This is a genomic window from Sphingopyxis granuli (assembly GCF_001559015.1).
GTDB lineage: Bacteria > Pseudomonadota > Alphaproteobacteria > Sphingomonadales > Sphingomonadaceae > Sphingopyxis > Sphingopyxis granuli.
This window is the reverse complement of the sequence record NZ_CP012199.1, coordinates 1,916,203-1,931,406: the sequence shown is the minus strand read 5'-3', so window position 1 is coordinate 1,931,406 and position 15,204 is coordinate 1,916,203. Positions and strand designations below refer to the sequence as shown.

General features: G+C 62.3%; 17 protein-coding genes, 1 tRNA gene and 2 pseudogenes. 12 read left to right on the top strand and 8 right to left on the bottom strand.

Annotated elements, in window-relative coordinates; all coding sequences use genetic code 11:
• The first annotated feature begins 198 nt into the window (after positions 1-198).
• The 7 genes from SGRAN_RS08880 to SGRAN_RS08850 all read left to right on the top strand — a co-directional run bounded on the left by SGRAN_RS08880 (position 199) and on the right by SGRAN_RS08850 (position 5,721).
• Entirely contained in the window at positions 199-954 is a 756-nt protein-coding gene (locus SGRAN_RS08880; RefSeq protein ID WP_067182729.1) for a Crp/Fnr family transcriptional regulator, read from the top strand.
• Positions 955-990: 36 nt separating this feature from the next.
• Positions 991-1,272, top strand: a complete 282-nt coding sequence (locus SGRAN_RS08875) for a DUF6894 family protein (protein ID WP_067182726.1) — start codon at positions 991-993, stop codon at positions 1,270-1,272.
• Positions 1,273-1,446: 174 nt separating this feature from the next.
• Complete coding sequence (locus SGRAN_RS08870) at positions 1,447-1,767, top strand: NAD(P)H-hydrate dehydratase (protein WP_067182723.1); 321 nt, start codon at positions 1,447-1,449, stop codon at positions 1,765-1,767.
• Positions 1,768-2,024: 257 nt separating this feature from the next.
• Positions 2,025-2,276 carry a hypothetical protein gene (locus tag SGRAN_RS08865; protein ID WP_148650837.1) on the top strand — a complete coding sequence of 84 codons (252 nt, stop codon included), beginning with the start codon at positions 2,025-2,027 and terminating at the stop codon, positions 2,274-2,276.
• A gap of 317 nt (positions 2,277-2,593) precedes the next feature.
• Positions 2,594-3,280 carry an MgtC/SapB family protein gene (locus tag SGRAN_RS08860; protein WP_067182717.1) on the top strand — a complete coding sequence of 229 codons (687 nt, stop codon included), beginning with the start codon at positions 2,594-2,596 and terminating at the stop codon, positions 3,278-3,280.
• 72 nt (positions 3,281-3,352) lie between these two features.
• Positions 3,353-3,757, top strand: a complete 405-nt coding sequence (locus SGRAN_RS08855; protein ID WP_082737444.1) for a hypothetical protein — start codon at positions 3,353-3,355, stop codon at positions 3,755-3,757.
• Between the two features lie 32 nt (positions 3,758-3,789).
• On the top strand, positions 3,790-5,721 hold the full coding sequence (locus SGRAN_RS08850; protein WP_067182713.1) for an AsmA family protein: 1,932 nt from the start codon (positions 3,790-3,792) through the stop codon (positions 5,719-5,721).
• Positions 5,722-6,233: 512 nt separating this feature from the next.
• Here the strand turns inward: SGRAN_RS08850 and SGRAN_RS08845 are convergent.
• Positions 6,234-6,752: a GNAT family N-acetyltransferase gene (locus tag SGRAN_RS08845; RefSeq protein WP_067182710.1), complete on the bottom strand. Its 519-nt coding sequence runs from the start codon at positions 6,750-6,752 to the stop codon at positions 6,234-6,236.
• A gap of 226 nt (positions 6,753-6,978) precedes the next feature.
• Between SGRAN_RS08845 and SGRAN_RS08840 the strand changes: the two genes are divergently transcribed.
• A tRNA-Lys gene (locus SGRAN_RS08840) sits at positions 6,979-7,054 on the top strand.
• A gap of 238 nt (positions 7,055-7,292) precedes the next feature.
• Here the strand turns inward: SGRAN_RS08840 and SGRAN_RS22190 are convergent.
• The 5 genes from SGRAN_RS22190 to SGRAN_RS08815 all read right to left on the bottom strand — a co-directional run bounded on the left by SGRAN_RS22190 (position 7,293) and on the right by SGRAN_RS08815 (position 10,517).
• Positions 7,293-8,033, bottom strand: a complete 741-nt coding sequence (locus SGRAN_RS22190) for a PGN_0703 family putative restriction endonuclease (protein WP_148650836.1) — start codon at positions 8,031-8,033, stop codon at positions 7,293-7,295.
• Positions 8,034-8,120: 87 nt separating this feature from the next.
• Positions 8,121-9,167: a competence protein CoiA gene (locus SGRAN_RS08830; RefSeq protein WP_148650835.1), complete on the bottom strand. Its 1,047-nt coding sequence runs from the start codon at positions 9,165-9,167 to the stop codon at positions 8,121-8,123.
• Between the two features lie 106 nt (positions 9,168-9,273).
• The gene (locus tag SGRAN_RS22985; protein WP_237234015.1) at positions 9,274-9,648 is read right to left on the bottom strand and encodes an SHOCT domain-containing protein; all 375 of its coding nucleotides are present in this window, start codon (positions 9,646-9,648) and stop codon (positions 9,274-9,276) included.
• A gap of 309 nt (positions 9,649-9,957) precedes the next feature.
• Positions 9,958-10,287, bottom strand: a complete 330-nt coding sequence (locus tag SGRAN_RS08820; RefSeq protein ID WP_067182702.1) for a type II toxin-antitoxin system RelE/ParE family toxin — start codon at positions 10,285-10,287, stop codon at positions 9,958-9,960.
• Positions 10,284-10,517: a type II toxin-antitoxin system ParD family antitoxin gene (locus tag SGRAN_RS08815; protein WP_067182700.1), complete on the bottom strand. Its 234-nt coding sequence runs from the start codon at positions 10,515-10,517 to the stop codon at positions 10,284-10,286. The genes SGRAN_RS08820 and SGRAN_RS08815 overlap by 4 nt, the downstream gene beginning before the upstream one ends.
• Before the next feature lie 353 nt (positions 10,518-10,870).
• Here SGRAN_RS08815 and SGRAN_RS08810 point away from each other — a divergent pair, with 353 nt between their 5' ends.
• The 3 genes and pseudogenes from SGRAN_RS08810 to SGRAN_RS08800 form a co-directional block, all read left to right on the top strand.
• On the top strand, positions 10,871-11,719 hold the full coding sequence (locus SGRAN_RS08810) for a conjugal transfer protein TraF (RefSeq protein ID WP_237233976.1): 849 nt from the start codon (positions 10,871-10,873) through the stop codon (positions 11,717-11,719).
• The gene (locus tag SGRAN_RS08805; RefSeq protein ID WP_067182696.1) at positions 11,716-12,297 is read left to right on the top strand and encodes a hypothetical protein; all 582 of its coding nucleotides are present in this window, start codon (positions 11,716-11,718) and stop codon (positions 12,295-12,297) included. Before SGRAN_RS08810 ends, SGRAN_RS08805 begins: the two co-directional genes overlap by 4 nt.
• A 53-nt stretch (positions 12,298-12,350) precedes the next feature.
• Positions 12,351-12,788: pseudogene (locus tag SGRAN_RS08800) on the top strand (conjugal transfer protein TraH); the annotation flags it as partial.
• Positions 12,789-12,814: 26 nt separating this feature from the next.
• On the opposite strand, the gene SGRAN_RS08795 reads toward SGRAN_RS08800, so the two are convergent.
• Positions 12,815-13,965 (bottom strand): IS3 family transposase gene (locus tag SGRAN_RS08795; RefSeq protein WP_148650833.1). Its coding sequence is split into 2 segments (ribosomal slippage): positions 12,815-13,713 and positions 13,713-13,965, totalling 1,152 coding nucleotides; the frame shifts between segments, so codons are not numbered across the junction.
• Positions 13,966-14,029: 64 nt separating this feature from the next.
• Between SGRAN_RS08795 and SGRAN_RS08785 the strand changes: the two are divergent.
• Positions 14,030-14,710: pseudogene (locus SGRAN_RS08785) on the top strand (conjugal transfer protein TraH); the annotation flags it as partial.
• Between the two features lie 292 nt (positions 14,711-15,002).
• Here SGRAN_RS08785 and SGRAN_RS23250 read toward each other — a convergent pair.
• Positions 15,003-15,158, bottom strand: coding sequence for a transposase (locus SGRAN_RS23250; protein ID WP_148650832.1), 156 nt, complete (start codon positions 15,156-15,158; stop codon positions 15,003-15,005).
• Positions 15,159-15,204 lie beyond the last annotated feature (46 nt).

Below are 15,204 nucleotides of genomic sequence, written 5' to 3'. Positions count from 1 at the left end.
TGGGATAATATCGAGGGAGGTCGGTTTCGACTTAACCCATGTTGCTTCGCCCTTCCGCATACGCGGCCATAGCGTGTCGGCATGGTCCGCCATGCTGCGGGCCGGAACCGCATCGGCCCTGCCGATGTTCTTATGGCATGCACGATCGGAAATTCTGGAACGGGTTCGAAACGCCTTATGCCCTCATCGGTACGCTGGATGGGTGACGATCCCTTCAAGTCCAAGGAGGACCGGCTCGGTATCTTCATTCGCAAACTGCTCAGCCACAGCCGGCTGTCGGCCGACGACCAGCAGGCGATAGCCTCCTTGCCCTTCAGCTTGCGACGGCTCGAACCGAACGAGTATATCTTGCGCGAAGGCGACCTCGCGAAAGTTTGCCCCGTGCTTCTCAGCGGCTTTGCGTATCGCCAGAAGACCTCGGCCGATGGCGGACGCCAGATCGTCGCGCTCAAGATTCCGGGCGATGCGCTCGACTTCCAGTCCCTCTACGTCGATATCGCCGACCACAACCTCCAGGCCCTCACCCCTGTCGAACTTGCGGTCTTCGCCCAGAAGGATTTTGAAGCGCTCGTCGCGCCAAGGCCCAATATCGCGCGCGCCATCATCGTCGACATTCTGATCGAAGGCTCGATCGGCCGCGAGTGGCTGCTCAATATCGGCCGCCGCAACGCCCTCGGGCGCCTCGCTCACCTGCTGTGCGAGCTTTATTATCGCGTGCAGCAGATCGCGCTCGAAGAAGTTGGCGCCTTTGAATTTCCGCTGACTCAGGAGCAACTCGCCGACCTGCTCGGCCTGACGCCCGTTCACATCAACCGCACGATCAAGATTCTGGAGAAGGAAGGCGCGGTCAAACGCGTATCGCGCCGCCTCACGATCGGCGATGTCGACACGTTGCGACGAATAGCCGATTTTTCTGATGTTTACCTGCATCGAACGTTGGATTCGCTCGTTTAGCAACCGGGGCGGCAAGACATCAGGAGAGAGCCTGCGATGCCCCGATATTATTTTCATGTTTGCGACGGCACGCAGGACATCGACGAGCAGGGTCATGAGCTTGCCGATGACCTGGCCGCCCGGCGAGAGGCGGTTCACTATTGCTGCGGATTGCTCGGCGACGACCCCGACCTGCTCCTCGCCGACGAGAATTTGCGCATCAACGTCACTGCCGAAGACGGCCACCTCCGCTTCGCAATCGTCCTCAACGCGATCAGCGTCGATTGGCAACCGGGCACACGCGCCGAAACCCAACGCCTCACCGATACGCAGCGTTGAAGCTCGGTGACGGCATTCAGTCTCCCCCTATGACGCCGCGCTGGCCCTCGATCCTTTGGGTCGTCCGGCATGAGCAAAGCGCGGGCAATGTCGCGCGCGATGCCGCCGACGCCGCGGGAGACCTCCACAAGCCGAATTCAGGGCCTTGCTCGGCAAAGAGGTAGCGGATGACCTTTGACGGCGCTGGACAAGGCCGCAAACCTGTTTCGCGCAGCGATCATGGTCAAGGGTGCTACGAGCCATCTGATGGCGGACGGACATTGCCTCCGCTATGCCGGCGGCGGCCTCGGCCTCGCGGTCAGCGGCTCAGGCGATATCCTTGCCGGGCTCATCGCGAGCTTCGGCGCCCAAGGGTTGCCGCCGCTCGAAGCGGCCGCATGGGGCATATGGCTGCATGGCGAGGCCGGACGCCGCCTTTCCGAAACCATGGGGCCGATCGGCTATCTCGCGCGCGAAATTCTGCCGCTCGTCCCCGGCCTGATGCGCGGCGTCTGACCCCGCGAGAAAGGCCCCGCCTTCCGGCGGAGCCTTTCCGGGTCCAGAGGCATATCGCTATGCGCCGGAAGCCCCCCTCGAACGCTCCCGGGTCGCCAGGAACGCATGAAGAGCAGCGGTGATAAGCGCATCGCGCGTCTCGCGACACAACCTGGATCAAGTCGGAAGAACGGAACCGGCAACGACGCATGAAAGCCATCATTGTTCCCTCCGCAGGCGCCGACCTGATCTAGGTTAGGACGAATGCAAATTCTCTCGTGCGACTCCCTGTCGACACGCAACTCGCAACGGCAACGCCAGTTGTCCTCATGCCCCTGCAAGAGGAGATCATCATGAGCATCAAAGGTAAAGCCAAGGAAGCCGCCGGCTATGTGAAGGAAGAAGCCTACGAAAATGGCGATTCCCCCGAAAGCCAGCGCAAGGCGCAGGAAGGCCGCGACCTTCGCAACGAAGGCCGGATCGAGGATGGCAAGCCGCCCAAAACCGGCAAGCCCGGCACCGAAAACTGAACCTTTCCCCTCGCAGCCGACCTCGGCGCTGCGTCCTCGGCCCGCTTCGGCGGGCCGTTTTCTTGGCCATCGCCATCATGCGGCCGTCGTGCAGCCGAGCAGGCCGCGCCATCTTCCCCTCCGAACGCAAAGTTTCTGACGCGTCATGCAACCTTTCGCATTCTCACCGGTTTCTTTTCTGCAAGTCCCGATCTCCGGATCGGACTTCAGGAGAGCCCCGCCGCTTCGTGCAGCGGGGCTTTACCTTTTGGGCCGGGCACCACGATGCGTTATACTCGTGCCAAGGAACCTAAGTTCGCCCTGAGCAGTAACCGAACATGGACCTTTTTGACCCCGACCTGATCTGGCCGATCGCCGGCGCCACGCTGGCCGGCGCGATAATCGGCGCCGAACGCGAGTATCGAGCCAGCCCTGCGGGTCTCCGCACGCACATCCTCGTTTCGCTCTCGTGCTGCCTGCTGATGCTGTCCGCCGTGCATCAGATGGCGTGGCTCAACGATGCGCCGTCCGATGTCATCCGCATCGACCCGGTCCGCATGGCGCATGGCATCTTGACCGGCATCGGCTTCCTGTGCGGCGGCGTCATCTTCCGCGAAGGCTTCAATGTGCGCGGGCTGACGACGGCCGCCTCGCTCTGGACCACGGCAACGCTCGGCATGTTGTTCGGGATAGGCTTCTATCAGCTCGCGATTTTCGGCGGCGCCGCCACGCTCGCCGTGCTGGCGGCGGTCTCGGTCACCGAACGTTACGCGCCTCAGCGACGGATCGCGCATATCAGGGCCATATATCGTCGCGGCAGCGCCATGACGCTGGGCGGCTTTGGCGACCTGCTCGCAGCGAAGCACCTCAAGTCGATCACGATCGACCAGGCGCTCGACGGCGATCAGCACAGCTTCACCGCGATCGCGGGCGGATACACCGAAAGCCGCGCGGAGGAGCTTGCAACAGACTGGTCGGCCGACGCCGATATCATCGGGTTCGAAATCCGCCCGCAACAGGCCTGACAGGGAAACGGCAAAGCCTGCAACCCTCTTCGCGGGGAGACGTTCAACTTGTTCGCAAGCAAAGGAATGACGATGCGCATGATTCTCACCCTCGCCGCCCCGGCCATCCTCCTCGCCGCCTGCTCCGACAAGAATGAAGCAGCCGAAGACAAGCTTGAGCGCTCCGCCGAGACAAGCGCCACCGTCGCGGGTCCCGTACCCGCAGCCCTCGGCCTCAGCGAAGCACAGCTGCTCGATGCCGATATCGTCGGTCCCGACGGCAAGGAACTTGCCGACGTCGCGAAGGTCGAACGCGGGGCCGACAACAAGGTCGATCGCCTGCTCGTCGAACTCGATGGCGCGGGGCCGGATCGCTATGTCCATGTCCCGATCACCGGCCTCAAGGTCGTCGTTCGCGGAGACGACACCGATCTTCAGACGTCGATGACCAAGGCCGACCTTGCAAACCTGCCCGAGGTCAAGCTGCCCCCCGCGTGATCGACACGTCGCGATCAAACCTGGGATTAGCCATGGCGCCAGGATCGCGGCGGCGCGCCGCCATCGTGGACAAATTCGCGACGCTACCGCGCTGGGCGCGCATGACGCTCGCCTTGCTGGCCGGACTGTCGGCGGCGCTCGTCCTGTTGCTCGGGGCGTTTCCGGTCGGGATGTTGCGCGAAGCGGCCGAACGCAGCCTGTCGCAGGAATTCGGCGCGCGCGTCGAACTTGGCGCACTCGAACGAAACAGCGTCTTTTCCTTCACGCCCCTCATCACAGTGCACGACCTGCACATCGGGCAGCCCGCGTGGGCGGGCAAAGGCGATATGGTGAGAGTAGGGCGCGCGAGCGCGCGCGTACCAATCCTGTCGATGCTGACGGGCGACGTCGAGCCGCGCAGCCTCGATATCGACGGGCTCGACCTCGCCCTTGTTCGCGACGCCGAGGGTAACAGCAATTGGAGCGGCCGGGCCGGCCGGAAGAGCGAAAGCGGCGGCCCGCTCCGCCTTGCACAGCTTAGCATCCGCAATGGCCGCTTCACACTGAAGGACGCGAAACGGCGCCTCGACGTCAGTGGAACCATCGAAGCCGGTCCTCAAACCGGCCTCGCGATTGCGGCGAGCGGCCGCTTCAACGGTGCGCCGGCCACGCTCCGGGCCACGGGCGGAGGCCCACCCAACGCTTCCACCGGCTGGCCCTTCACGGCGCGCCTCTCCTCGGATCTTCTCGACCTGACCGCAAAAGGCACGATGGCGGCCCCGCTCGACACGAGCGCGATGACAATGACCATGCGTGCGCGGGGAACAAGCCTCAAACAGCTCGATCATATCGTCGAGGCGGGGCTCTTCGGCACGCAAGCCATCGATCTGGGTGGCGACGTTCGCCGCGACGGCGAAGACTGGTTCATCGACCGCTTGCAGGGTAGCATCGGCCGCTCGGCGATCCGCGCCAAGGCGACCGTCCTCAAGCGCGACGGCCGAACGAAAATCGACGCGACCATCGACGCGCCACAGCTCGACTTCGACGACCTCGCCGACGACGCAGGTCTCGCTGCCGCTCGTGCGAAGGAAGCCCGGATCGGTCCGCGCATCCTCCCCGACACGCGGATCAATCTCGAAAAGATGGGGCCAACCGACGGTACGATCCGCGTCTCGATCGCGAGCCTGCTGGTCAAGGGCAGTTCGGTCTTCAAGAGCCTGAGCGGCACACTCAAGCTCGACCACCGTGTCCTTCGCCTCGACAATGCGGTTGCCAGACTCGAACGCGGAAAGATGACGGGCTGGGTCAAGGTAGACTCCCGAAACGCATCGCCAATTCTCACCACCGAGCTCCGGATCGAGAACGCGACGCTCGATGCCTTCATCGGCCAGCCCGACATGATACGCGGCCCGATCCAGGGGCTGATCCGGATCACTGGCCGCGGCGACACGGTCCGCGACGCATTTGCCGGCGGCAGCGGCAAGATCGCGTTCGTCGCGAACGCCGGGGCCATGAACCGCGCCGCAGCCTATGTCATCGGGCAGGATCTCGGTGGCGCGATCGGCCAGAAGCTCGGAGATGACGAGCAGATGACGCCCATTCGCTGCGCGATCTTCAACTTCTCGGCGAAGGATGGCAAGCTCGCCCCTGCTCCCCTCGTCATCGACACGGCTATCACGCGCGCCCGCGGTCGCGGGCTGATCGATCTCGACGGCGAAACGGTTGCGCTCTCGATGACCGGGGCGGGAAGCGAAAAGGCCGCGCTCAAACTCGTCGATCCCCTGAAAGTGCAGGGCACCCTCTCCAAGCCCGAAATCAGCTTCGCCCCCGCGAACAGGGGCGGCAAGACCGGCGGCCTGCTGGGTGCCGTCGGACGCTCGATCGGCACGGCGCTTGGGCTGCGCAAGGATCCGACCGCCGACGCGCCACTTCCAAAGCCGGGCTCCGTCAATTGTCGGACTCTTTCGGCTGACGCACTGAACTAACCGCTCGGGTCGCTGTCGAAATCTGACAATGCCGATGCCAAGAATGGCCGCTTTCAGACAGTCCGGTTTTGGCTCCCGGGTTACCAATAGCGGACATGGGCCGCATCGCCCACTGAGCCCCCTTTTTTGGCTATGGCTCGTTCATCTGCCAAGCTTGCCCGATAGGTTCCCGCGCCACGGCGAGGGACATCTCGGAGGTATCGCCGATCATCCGACGCGTCGTATTGCGGTTTCCCGGAAACCCCGAGACGAACACGAAGGTCTTGGTTCCGGCCGGCATGACGCGAACCCCAGATTGGGGGCAGCCGCATCCATGACGTCGTAGCGCTTGCCACATTTGTCCGGAACCAGAGCCGCTATGGCCTTGGTCGTTAGAGTTTTTCGCATTTCGAGATCTTTAGTTGAGGCAGTGCGACGATGGGGTTCTCGTGCCTGGCGCGCAAGAGGAGATGCTTTCAGGTCGTTAGCATTGTTCAGCTTCTCGAAGTCGATGCCAATTCCATTAGCGTCAATCAGGCCGGCATGAGCGTTCGGGCTGCTTCGAGCGGCAACAGCATGACTCGGTCGCCCAGCGGCGAACGGAGAAAGCCGTGATGCTCGTAGAAGCCAACCGCTTCATCATCGATTGCGTGGGCAGCGACCGCCCTTACCCCGGCGATTTCGGCAGCGGCAAGGCATCGTCGCATGGCATCGGCCAACAAGGCGGCTCCCAACTCTGTCCCCTGAAAAGATGCGTCTACGGCGAGGCGTCCGATGAGCAACAAGGGAACCTGATCCGGCTGTCCTCGCCGGAGTCCGGCACTAGGTAGAACAGCCCTTTGCTCCATGGCGGTGGAGATCGCATAGTAACCCACAACGCTCTGTGGCCGCTCCTTATCGCAAACCACATATGTCCGGGCAGAAACACCTTCGCTAACCAGGACTCGCTCGCGCAACCAATTATCCAGCGATGGATGCCGGCCATCCGTGAAATCAGAGAGTTCATGCGCTGCGGCAAGGCGCGCAGGCGCTGTGATCCCGCCGCTGCCCATATGGAATCGTCAGCGCTTCCAAGGAGCCTTGCGCGTCAAAAGCTCGCGCAGCGCTTCATAGGGAACCAGAGGCGTGTCCAGCATTTCCAGGAACGTTCATGCGCTTTCGGCCGAAAAAATATCGGCGAAGGCCATTGCCATGTGCTGAGCACCATGATAGCGGGCCGCTCTCTTCGCAGCGCAAGGCTCCAGAGCCACTGATGAAGAACGCCGCAAACCGGCATGTGGACGCATAGCTCAGTTGGTAGAGCAGCTGACTCTTAATCAGCGGGTCCTAGGTTCGAGCCCTAGTGCGTCCACCACCTTCCTCCATAAAATCAATAACTTACGTGGCCTGAAATTTGGGTCGCGACGGTCCGTCTTCCGCCTAGGTAGCAGGCTAGGTAGCACGGCCAGCTGTCGCATATTTTTTCGGTTGCGGCTGCGCGAGAGAATCCCGGCATCGCAATGACCCACTGTCTGGCGTCGCGGGGGGGCAGGAAGAGCAGCATCGGCGCGAACACGGGTCTTGGCACCTAGGATGCCACTTGGTTCGTCGATCTATGGCTGAAATTTGAGACGCAGAGCTTCGGCATACGCCCTTACCGCAGGGGGCGCGGTCGCCACAGCAAAGCGATCCAGCCAGTCAGCCCAACTCGTCGCGGCGAATCGGACACGCGCGCCGCGCACCGCGGCTGAGAAGTTCTCGATTTCCGCGCGGTGCCCTGAACAAGCAGAGGCAGGCACACTTGGTGGCTCGGCGTAGAGGTACAGCAAGACCGGCGCCCGATTGACCCGCCTGGCTTCGGTCGAGAGCCCAAAAGCGTGCTTCACGAGCTGCGCGGCATCAAGATAGCGATAGGAAAGCGGATCCTCTCGCAAGGCATCGCGCATGACCAGCCAAGGCTCCATCGTCTCGCCCCAAACATCGCGATCATACGCTTGGGCCAGAACGGCTTGCTTCTGATCTCGAAATGGTTCGAACCGCTTGGACTCCACGCCAATGAGATGGGTGCCGGTAACAACCGCTGCATCAAGCCATGGGTGACGACCGCCTTGCCAGGGAAAGCGCATTTGCCGTTCAATCTCGACCGACGCAGCTGGCCATTCGATGTCATCGAGGCCAGGGAAAGCCGGAAGTAGGCTTGGTCTTTCGATGAACCAACCAAACCCATTCGCCGCCAATGCGGCGCTACTTTCTGGACTAGCAAATTTGCCAGAGGCCAATTCGTTGCCACCAGCTCTATCTAGGGACAGGCGGACCAGGTCGGCTGGCACGCCTGGGAGGAACAATTCGCTCATCATCGTCTCATATTTCAGTCGTCCGTCAAAAGCGGTCGTAACTGCCGCTGACGGATGGCGATTTGCCGAGGATTGAAATGGGATGTTTCAGGTCAACGAAATTTCCATGTGGACGCCCCATCCCGGCTCTTCACCAAGGTCGATCGCCAATTGCCGCATCCGATCATCGACAACGGTGCGGAACCTCGCCACGACATCCTGGTGGTCCCAGGCCTGATATTCGTAGTGAGCGCCGATTAGAGCGCCACAGTGGGCACATCCGTTGCTCAGGTAACGAGAACCAGACTCTCGGCTGTCGCGGTGCGTGATCCGGCCAAGTGATGCTTGTGCAGGGATCGCCTGCAAGGTCCTCCGCACGAGATCAGGGCAACCGCTGAGATCGGGGATGGTCGCCGAAAGCGTATGGGGACCAATGCTGACATCGAGTCCGGTGATGATCCGCGTCTCGGCCCCGCACTTCCAGCAATCCAAGTTGCCGCACCGGATCTCAACGTCCGCCGGCGCGCCGAGCGGCAGGCCGAACATATACTGCCGGTTCAGAGCTGCTGTAATGAATGATGCCAGCGGCAAGGCCTGCTCGCCGGCACCGGTCGGTACGAAGACCTCGTAGCCATCGAGCGGGGCGCCACTGACCCGGACAGCGGGAATGTCCTTTGATGCGTGAAAACGCGATTGCCGGAAAAGCCAGAGACCGCGGACCCCGGACGAAGCGTAGCGGGATTGTCGGCGAGCCGTCTCCTCTTGGCTCTGCTTTGACCATTGTACCTCGATGGCGATGCGAGCAGCCCCTTTGCTTAGGAGCACGTCGGCCCGCCACGGCTCGCGATCTGCGCTCAGTCCGTCGATCTCTGCCTCTGCAAGCCAGCCATTGGCCCTCGCCGCCTCGACTATCACTTGCTTCACTTGGCGATGGTCTTCGCTTTCGGGCGCGCTTGTACAGGCCCCGCGGAACCTGTGAACGAAATGCTGCGTGCCGAGCTTCGAACGTCTGAGGATTATCTCTGCCTGACAGCAAGGTGCTCGCAGGTGCCGTTCGAGCGCGTTTTTAACGGAAAGCGATTGCCATTCCTGCGGGGCGAATTCGAACGCATGGATGCTCTTGCCCGAATGAGTGTCGATACATCGCAGTGCCATTTCAGCCCCCAGGAAACGATCAGTGAGCCGGCAAGGGCGGCGGCTTCGAGCCAGGACCAATGGCCGTATCGATTGCTGTGATCAGCTGGCCGGGGACCATCATCGCTCACTGCTGCCCAGAGGTGCCGAGCAGTCGCTCTTTGGCAGCCTGAAATTCTGCTTCGCTCAGGGCACCGCTGTTCTTGAGATCGACCAGCTTTCTCAACTCGTCGGCAATTGACGTCCCTTGCGCAGGTTGGGCCACCGCTGCCCCGGCAAGCTCTCGCTGCGGAGGGGGCAAAAACTTCACGGACCCGTTGCACTGGTTCGTGACAAAGTCGAAGTCCCGCGCTTCGCCCATGTCGACGAACTGGACGAAACCATTGGAATCCAGGACGACGACAAACGACGTGTTGCCGGTGTAGCCCCCCATGCGATTGCGGGCATTGATCGACCCGCAAGTCCAGTAGCCTTCGACACGCTTGCCCGGTGATCGGCTCACCAAGATCGAGATACCGTCGAGGCTTGATCCGAGTGCCTTTGACGGTCGCTATTTCTGTAACGGCAACTTGCTCGGAACGAGCATGCCCCGCGACCATGACGGCAACAGGCTCGCGCACATGATGTGGAGCGGCGTCGTGCCACCCGGCATGATCTATGTCAGGTCGCATCACCCACACGGATTCGACAGCCGTTATTTCGGTCTTGTTCCGATCGCCAAGCTAACGCGGATGACGCGTATCTTGTAATCGCATCGAGCGTTCCCGCCGTGCGGTACGCTGCATCAGCCCGACCCTTCGCACGCTATGCGTTAGTTTTCGTCGGAATCGTCGAGCCAGGCCGGGATGTCGCTGCGGGCGTCAAGCACGCGCCATACGTCGATATGATCCGCGCCCTCGACATAGAAGACGAGCCATGGAAAGCGCACAAGCCGGCGATGGCGCAGCCCGGGCAGATCCAGTTCATGCGCGTAGCGCGGCGAGCCGATGCCGGGATGCTCAGAGATCGTCCGGTAAGCTGCTTCGAGCGCATCGACGAAGCCGAGCGCAATGTCCGGCCCAGCATCGCGCGCATATTGGTCGATCGCCCGTTCGGTATCGCGGTAAGCTTGTTCGCGCGGGACAACCCGCTTTGCCGTCATGCCGCGCGGCGAGCCCGCGCACGCAGCCCCTCGAAATAGGCATCGTCCGCCGGCGCGCCGGGCGTTGACTCGGCCCCGTCCAGAAGCAGACGGCGAAGTCGCTGGCGGTCCTGGTCCTTGCGGATCAGCTCGCGTACATATTCGCTGCTCGTCCCATAGCCGCGGCCCGCGACCTGTTCGTCAACGAAGCTTTTGAGCGTGTCAGGCAGCGAGATATTCATCGTACTCATGCACGCCCATATAGCCACTTTGGCAAAAATTGGCAAGAATATAGACGCGCTCGTCAGCCGTGCGGGCGACCGCCGCCAAAGCAGAGGACAATTAGAAACATACCGGATCGGCGACTATCCCTGCCTCTTGCCGTGCCTGTCTCCAAAGCGCCAGCATTGGCACCGCAGGGCCCAAGCCTGGACCAATGAGCCAAGTTCAGCGCAAGCGGCAGTGAGATGCCCCAGCCGTTGATGGATCGCCGGGGTGTCGGCACGGTCGCGGCATGACGAATGCGATGAGATCAGTGCCGCGCAGGGTCGTACCCCATGACTCAGCGAGCCGGGCCCAGCTACTGCGTGGCTGCCTGTCAATCTTGCTCGTCGCATTGCCGATCGAGGCGTCGGCCCAAAGTGTGCCGCAGGAGAAACAGGGATATTGGTGGTACGAGGCCCCGAAGGCCGCAGCAGAGAAATCGTCCGATCCAGACGCCCTTCTGAAACCAGCGATCCCGCCCATGGCGGAGCTCGCGACATGGACGCCGCCAAGAATTCGCAAACTCATCGAGCAGCAGCGCGACTTTGCCGCCACTGTCCTGACGGTCGACGCGGTCGCGGATTTCTGGCGCCTCCAAGATTTCGCGCGCCGGAAGGCCCGGGCATTCGCGGGCGTCACGCAAATCGCGATGCTTCAGCACCCGGAGCTTAACGCCAAGTCGGCTAATCCGATGGTCGGCGACGCCCGCGCGGAGCTGAGCGCATTCAAGGATGCGAAGCGGCGACATTATCTTCGGTCGCACGCCGCTGAGTTCGCCCTTGTCATGTTCTCGCGGACCACCTGCGGTTATTGCCGGGTCCAGTGGCCGGTTATCCAGCGATTTCAGGAAGAAATGGGATGGCAGGTCACCCTTCTCGATCTCGACAACAGGCCGGAGCTGGCCCAGCGCTATGGTGTGGAGGTCACGCCGACAACCATGGTGATCCGGCGCGGCAGCCAGCAGCGGATGATCATTGCGTCGGGGGTCGAGTCTTACCCGAGCCTCGCCCAGACGGCCTATCAGGCCGTGCGCCTGCTACGGGGCGACATCCGGCCCGAGCAATTCCTGACGGGTCCTGGCGAGGATGACGGCTTTTTCGATGCACTGGCGAATGGGCCGCTGTCACCGACCGATCCGCGTGTCCGCCGCGGGGATCTGGTGCCGGCCAGCGGTCGCGCTGAGCCGTGAACAATCTCAGGGTCCTTTTGGGGATACCAGGTCTCGTCCTCGCGCTTGGACCGGCTGCCTCGGCGCAGGCGCCATCGCGGGCCGACGCGGTGCGCGCCGCGGTTCACCCGGTTGCGGATGCCCAGCAGATGCAGGGCTGGCTCTTGCGTGTGCCGGTTACGCGGGACTTTCCGAACGATTTCGGCGCGACGCTGCGCGGTCATGGATCAGCCTTCGAAATCGAGATGACGTCGGCGCCGGGCTGCGTGCCGTGCGGTGACTTGTGGCGCAAACTCGCCGCGCTTGGCACCCGCTATGGATGGCGGGTCCGTGTGCTCAACCGTCAAGAAGCGCTCATGCGATCGGGGCGCCTGGGCCTTCCGTGGGTCGGGCATCCCGTCGCCTGGGCGCGTCCGCTCGCTGACACAGGACGGACGATCCCGATCGCCGTGGGAACCGATCATTCCCAGAACCTCGCGCGCAATCTCTACCTCGCGGCCAAGATGCTGACGGGCGTTCGGCCTGCCGTGGGCGTGCGGGCGATGTCCAAATTCACTGGAATCGTCGGTGTGTCGGCACCCGTAACGGGAAGGCGTTGAGCAATGGCGGGCGCAACGTCTTCCCACCCTCTTGATCACGAATGGAGTCCGCCATGTCTCGCCCCATCGCACGCCTGTCCCTGCTGCTCGCCGGCGGATCCTTCGCGCTGACCGCACAGCCAGCCGCCGCCCAAAGCTGGACCGAGAGCTGGTTCGACAATGTCACCTACACATCACCGGGGAGTTTCGAGGATCAGACGCGAGGCTATGTCACGGCGGGCGGAATGTCGGGGCGCGTCGACGTCCACAACGACTATCTGATGTCGGTGAGCCTACCCAAGGTGAAGGCCGGATGCGGCGGCATCGATATGTTCCTCGGCGGCATGTCCTTCCTCGATCCCGAATATCTCGTCCAGAAGCTCGAGAGCATCCTTCAGGCGGCGCCCGCGGTCGCGTTTCAATATCTGCTCGAAACCCTCGACGAGAAGATGGGCAACATCATTTCGAAGATGGAGGCCGCGACCAATTTTCTGAACTCGATCCAGGTCAATTGACGTGCTCCCCTGATTGTTACCAGTCAGAGGTAGAGTCCGGCTCCTTCATGATGGTTGATTGATGGGATGGCAATGGTCCTGGGGGCATGCCCCCAGGACCATTGGCCGGCGATCTCGGCGGGTGTTTGCCCGCCCAGTTTCGAGTGCGGCCTGACGTGATTATAATCGTATCGCCAAGCCATGAGCACGAAGCGGGCATGCGCCAGCGACGTGAACAGGGTCTCGTTGAGGCATTCGTCACGCAGGCGTCCGTTGAAGCTTTCAACGAAGCCGTTCTGCATCGGCTTCCCCGGCGCGATATAATGCCATTCGACCTGACGCTCCTGCGACCAGCGCAGAATCGCCGACGAGGTCAGTTCGGTGCCGTTGTCGCTGACGACCATGTGAGGCTTCCCCCGCAGGCCGATCAGCGTCGTCAGTTCCCGGGCAACGCGGATTCCCGACAGCGACGTATCGGCCACCAGCGCCAGACATTCCCGCGTAAAGTCATCGACGATGCACAGGATGCGGAACCGCCGACCGCACACCAGGCTGTCCGACACGAAGTCGAGCGACCACCGCTGGTTCGGACCCTGCGGCAGTGCCATCGGCGCCCGCGTGCCCAGGGCCCGCTTGCGGCCACCACGGCGGCGGACTCGCAGTCCCTCTTCGCGATAGATACGCAGCAGCTTTTTGTGGTTCGGGCGCATGCCCTCCCGCGCCAGAAGATACCCCAGACGACGATAGCCGAACCGGCGGCGCTCGGCCGCCAGCTCGCGCAGGCGTCGCCGCAGAGCACCGTCATCCGGCCTCGTTGGCTCATATCTGATCACCCGGCGGCTCACGCCGACCAGGCTGCACGCCCGACGCTCGCTCAGCCCGTGATGGTCACGAGCATATGCGACGGCTTCCCGCTTGGCGCCGGGCGTCACCATTTTTTTGATGTCAGATCCTTCAGCACCGCATTGTCGAGCATCGCCTCCGCCAGAAGCTTCTTCAGCTTCGCATTCTCGTCCTCAAGCGCCCGAAGCCGCCGCGCCTCCGACACGTCCAGACCCCCGAACTTGGCCTTATACTTGTAGAAGGTCGCCGAGCTGATCCCATGACGGCGGCATACATCCGCCGTCGGCATCCCCGCCTCATGCTCCTTCAATATCGCGATGATCTGCTCTTCGCTGAACCTGCTTCGCTTCATTCTGTCCGACTCCTTCGTGTCGGACTCTACTCAAAATCGGTCACATTTCAGGGGAGCACGTCACAATGACTGCCGGCTCGCCAACCGGATGGTGCAGATCGCCAGAGGCGACGACAATATGAGCGGGATCATCGAGGAGATGACCGGGTACCGATCCGTGAAGCAGGGCTTCGCCAAGAGCTATCAGCAGAGCCGCGAAAAGATCGAGGCGAACAACAACAACCCGACCGAAGACCTGAAAGATGCGCTCGCCAATTGTCCGGCGGAGGTGACGGACATTTTCCGCACCGGCTCGCTGCTCGCGCACGCCGCGTCGCGCGTTGGCGCCGGCGATTGGGCCAATGTGATGCGGGCCCGTGTGGGCGACGTTTACATGCGCTGGAATGCGGCCGACAAGGTTCCGCTCTTCACGTCGATACCCCAATGTGCAGCGCAAGATACCGAGAGTGCGCAGGATTTTTTGACCGGTCGGGTGCAGCGCCGATCGATCAATGTGCCGCCGACCGCGGCCGATTGCTCGCAGGATGGCGGCGGGCGCGGTGCGCTCGCCCTGACCCGCGAACAGATGCAGTCGATAGCGGTTAAGATCCAGACGCGCGCGGCGCTCAGCGCTGAGGAACGGCAATTTGTCGCCAATGTGCGCACGCTTCCCATCTACCGGATGCTGGAATGGGGCGTTCGTCAGGGCGTTGTCGACTCCGTGATCGCCGATACCGACGAACTGGTGGCGCTCAGCCTCGCCTATCCGTAGCGAACACGGCTGGCCGCCAACTCCTTAATCCGCATCCTGAGGCCCGTCTGATCGGTGCGGTGGGACTGGTAGCGCTGGGTCGATCGATTGATCGCAAATGCGCTGCAAGCCCGCCGTTCACTCACCTGGTAGCTCGCCTGCAAATAGCCGACGATCTCCCGGGCCCGATTAGGCCTTACATTTTTCCGCGGATAACGTCCTGAAGCACCTCTCTGTCGAAGCTCAGATTCGCAACGAGCCGCTTCAAGCGCACGTTCTCCTCCTCAAGTTGCTTCAGACTCTTCACCTACGATGGCATCAAGCCGCCATATTTGCTGCGCCATCGATAATATGTCTGGATTGAAATCCCGGCCTTCCGGCAAATCTCCTCCACCGTCGTGCAATTATCAGTCGGTTCGGGAATAAACGCGATCTGCTGCTCGGTGGATCTCGATCTCTTCATGGCAAAAATTCTCGCGTTGTCAGGGGACAAACCTAACCGAGAATTT

Coding starts and splice junctions, on each gene's coding strand:
- SGRAN_RS08845 (WP_067182710.1), bottom strand. CDS start 6,752: ATGGGCAGCGGCGGGATCACAGCGCCTGCGCGCCTTGCCGCAGCGCAT.
- SGRAN_RS08830 (WP_148650835.1), bottom strand. CDS start 9,167: ATGGCACTGCGATGTATCGACACTCATTCGGGCAAGAGCATCCATGCG.
- SGRAN_RS08855 (WP_082737444.1), top strand. CDS start 3,353: ATGCGCATGATTCTCACCCTCGCCGCCCCGGCCATCCTCCTCGCCGCC.
- SGRAN_RS22190 (WP_148650836.1), bottom strand. CDS start 8,033: ATGAGCGAATTGTTCCTCCCAGGCGTGCCAGCCGACCTGGTCCGCCTG.
- SGRAN_RS08880 (WP_067182729.1), top strand. CDS start 199: ATGGGTGACGATCCCTTCAAGTCCAAGGAGGACCGGCTCGGTATCTTC.
- SGRAN_RS23250 (WP_148650832.1), bottom strand. CDS start 15,158: ATGAAGAGATCGAGATCCACCGAGCAGCAGATCGCGTTTATTCCCGAA.
- SGRAN_RS08820 (WP_067182702.1), bottom strand. CDS start 10,287: ATGACGGCAAAGCGGGTTGTCCCGCGCGAACAAGCTTACCGCGATACC.
- SGRAN_RS08815 (WP_067182700.1), bottom strand. CDS start 10,517: ATGAGTACGATGAATATCTCGCTGCCTGACACGCTCAAAAGCTTCGTT.
- SGRAN_RS08875 (WP_067182726.1), top strand. CDS start 991: ATGCCCCGATATTATTTTCATGTTTGCGACGGCACGCAGGACATCGAC.
- SGRAN_RS08850 (WP_067182713.1), top strand. CDS start 3,790: ATGGCGCCAGGATCGCGGCGGCGCGCCGCCATCGTGGACAAATTCGCG.
- SGRAN_RS08860 (WP_067182717.1), top strand. CDS start 2,594: ATGGACCTTTTTGACCCCGACCTGATCTGGCCGATCGCCGGCGCCACG.